Genomic DNA, 3,311 nt, shown 5'->3' with positions numbered 1-3,311 from the left:
CCAATTCAATGCCGCCGATCATCGTGAGTTACGACAAGCCGCCACTGACATGTGGCGCGAAATCACGTGCCTGAAATCCGCATGACAGATGCGCCAAAGAATACGTTACGTCTGCACTCTCGTTAAAGTAACAGTGCCGCGACACGATCTAATCTCGCCCGCACACGTGGAATGGAAGACAAGGCATCTGAGAAGGCTTGCGCCCTTGCCTCTAGCTCAGCGTCAGGATCAACGATTGTGAACCAGCGTTGACGCTGCACATAAGACGACGAGCCGGGAGCGCGAGGCACCGAAACATTGGTGCGCAACGTGACGACATTTTTGGTGTCGCATTCGACCGTTAGCCGCTCATGGAGTTGCTGCAATAGTGCATCATGCGTCAGGTTGCGGCCGGGGAAGGTGATGAAGACGATCGCGCGACCTGGCTTCCGGAGCAGGCGGATTTCCGAGAAGGTCGCGTGCTTCTCCGATTCCGCTCCAACGCCATTGTCAGGATCGAGAAAAACGAGGTCCGCGCCGTCGAGAGCGTTCCGCTTGCGTGCGCCCCATGCGCCTCGATCAGCCCGCAGCGGCATGGGGTCACGATGGAACAATGCGCCATTCGGCCAGATCGCCGCCCGTTCGAGCGCGGCGATGCTGCGTTCCGGTAGTGTCGCAAGCCCCGTGTGCAATTCGGCATCGAGCAGCCGCCATGCGGCTTCATCGCGCCATTCGAGGTGCCGGCCATCGGGGCGGCCATCATCGCCCGGCGCGTAATACCATGCGACGCCAAGCGTTCTGTCCTGGCGCGCCAGGGCGCGCAGGAGCGCAAATTTCAGAACGTCACTAACATCGCCGGCGTATTGATCGCGCATACCGTCTCCAAGTTCACCATGGCAGCGCCGGGGCAATTGGTTCTTGCCCCGGCATGAAGTTCAGAAGGCGAACTTAGCCTGGCCCTTGTCCTCGACAGGGCGCAGCCGTGCATAGGCAAGAAGATCACCGATCGAGCCGCCCTTGTCCCGCCAACCATAGAAGGTGTCTTCCCCGAGAAGGACATAGTGCCAGTCGGAATCGCTACGCTGTTCCGGAGGAAGGGCGTTGATCCGGTCGCACCCTGCGACGGCGGCTTTGCGCTTACGCAACACGTTCGGGCTGGTGAGCTGACCTTGTGCCTTTGTCTCGACCAGATAAATCGCGCCGCCAGCCCTCACGAAGAAGTCGGGCGAATAGAACGCGGGAAGACCGTCTTCCTTGATGTAACGCAGGCGCGCGAAGGTGTGTTTCTGCTCGTTGATCTTGCAGTAGGCTTCAACGCTGGCGTCACGCTCGCAGGTTTCCATGAATGCCAGCTCAAGGCCGCCATTCCGCGAGGGATAGGGGAGGCGTAGATAGATAGCCTTCTCGACGGCGAGCGATGACCCCTCCCGCATAGCGAGCTTAGGCACTTCCGAAAGACGCCGATGCGCGACCTCGGCATTGGCGACAATCACGCTGTCTTCTGCTTCGAGGATGGCCCGCGCCCACACTTTGATAATGTGCTCTGTCACCGGGTCGATTAGCAGGACGCGCCAGTTCTCATCCGCGAGAGGGTCCAGCTCCTGGCCGAACAGATGCCGGCGAATGAAGGTGTCTATACCCTCGGCCATCTCGGCCCGGTTTATCTGGATGTAGGGGAACTTGCTTGCGTTGGCGAAAGCCTTCGAGCTGTTTGTCGTGTCCGTCAGGGTAACGGCTTCCGTGATCCGGCGCGTGATCCGGGCCAGATAGTCATTATAGCCCGTCGCGGTCATCACGCCGCCATGCACGCGATAGTCGCCAAAGCGCGTTTTCGCCTGCACGTCTTCGGAATGGAATTTCTCTCCTTGGCCGATCTGCCCCTTGAGCTGTTGGAGCGAAAACGAACCGAACGGCGCGAGGCTCGAAGGGTCGATGTGGGTATCTTCCAGCGCCTCGACCTGTTCCCGCAGGATGAAGGGGATAGCGAAATCATATTCCTCGAAGCCCGGCCGGAGGCCGACCGAGATCAGGTCGCCGGTCGAGCTGCCATTTGCCTCGTCGTCCTCATCATCTGCTTCAGCCGCCAAGCCTTCCTGAATCAGTTCGTCATAGAAGCCTTGGAATGCCGGATGCTCCACGATCGAAAGAATGTCGATCATGTTGGAGGGCGTCTTTCCACCGCGAATGAGCTGGCGGTTCTCCCGCTTTATGTCGTCATATTCATTGCCGCGCCACATCAGGCGCAGGCCGCGCCCGATCGTCTGTTCAAGCAGGATGCCGGCGCTCGATGCGCGCAGCGGGACAATGACGCAGATGTTGTTCACGTCGAAGCCCTCACGCAGCATGAGCACGCTCACGATGACACGCGGGGATTTATGGCGATCGACGTCAAACAGGCGTTCGCGTAGCACCTTCCATTCGTCGGGCTTCAGCTCGCCTTTGCGGTTGGAATCGACGCGCAAAACCTCGTCATCGGCCAGCCCTTCGAGCTGCATGAAATCAGCGACGAGCGGCGTAACTGTGGTGTCTTCGCAGACCACCAGCATTTTCGGATGCTTGTCCGGATCGAGGGCGGCGAAATCGGCTTCCAGCTTCCGGAGCTTAGTCAGGCCAGCGCGCAACATAATGCGCTGCCCCTCTGACAGCATCGGGTTGCCGTTCTCATCCCGATCGGCCTTGAAATCCAGTTCCTCATGGCTCAACGCCCCGATTTCGGAGCGTTTGTCGAGAACAAGAGATTTGACCAGGCCGGTGCGCATGGCCGTCTTTAGGTCGAAATCAACGGCGATGTGCGGGAAGTAGGATTTCCGGCTGTTCCGGCCGGTCCCGACCTCGTTATAGGGCGTGGCTGAAAAGTCCACCTGGACGAAGCGGCGACCCTTGGGTTCCGCGATCAGGTTGAGGCTTTTTTGCCATTCAACCTCCGTGACCTCGCCTTCCCGTTTGAACTCGTGGATATGGTGCGCCTCGTCGTTGAAGACCATGAGCGCGGGCAGGTCTTTCAAGTAGGAGAGGATGCCGCCCCGCTCATAGCGACGGTTCAATACGCCAAGATCGTTGCCTTGGCTGGTTCCAGGTGTCAGCGGAAAAATACTCTGCACAACGGCCTTCGGGTCGATGGATTTACCCGGTGTGGCGATTTCGTCGTCTTCGAATGGCTCGCTTTCTTCTGACAACACATGCCAGTTGGAAATGGCGATGATGCCGCCAGGGTTGTGTCGCAAATTTTCAGCGGGTTAAAGGCAGGCGTATCTCCGGGCGCAATTATGCTGCGAGTTCCGCAAAGACCATGAATGGTGAACAATTGTCGTTTGCGAATTGCCTCTTGCGGA

The 3,311-nt window shown here is 58.8% G+C and carries 2 protein-coding genes and 1 pseudogene; 1 reads left to right on the top strand and 2 read right to left on the bottom strand.

Annotation, left to right across the window (positions count from 1 at the left end; translation table 11 throughout):
• Positions 1-85 (top strand): annotated as a pseudogene (locus tag ACS5UA_RS22710) (IS6 family transposase); the annotation flags it as partial.
• Between the two features lie 37 nt (positions 86-122).
• Here ACS5UA_RS22710 and ACS5UA_RS22705 read toward each other — a convergent pair.
• Complete coding sequence (locus ACS5UA_RS22705; RefSeq protein WP_443101876.1) at positions 123-854, bottom strand: hypothetical protein; 732 nt, start codon at positions 852-854, stop codon at positions 123-125.
• 60 nt (positions 855-914) lie between these two features.
• A complete protein-coding gene (locus ACS5UA_RS22700; RefSeq protein ID WP_443101875.1) occupies positions 915-3,155 on the bottom strand; it encodes a DEAD/DEAH box helicase in 2,241 nt (746 codons plus the stop codon).
• Positions 3,156-3,311: the final 156 nt, after the last annotated feature.

Origin of the sequence: Brucella sp. RRSP16 (genome assembly GCF_052246815.1) — a bacterium.
Lineage (GTDB): Bacteria > Pseudomonadota > Alphaproteobacteria > Rhizobiales > Rhizobiaceae > Brucella > Brucella intermedia.
This window is presented reverse-complemented; position numbering and strand designations above follow the sequence as displayed.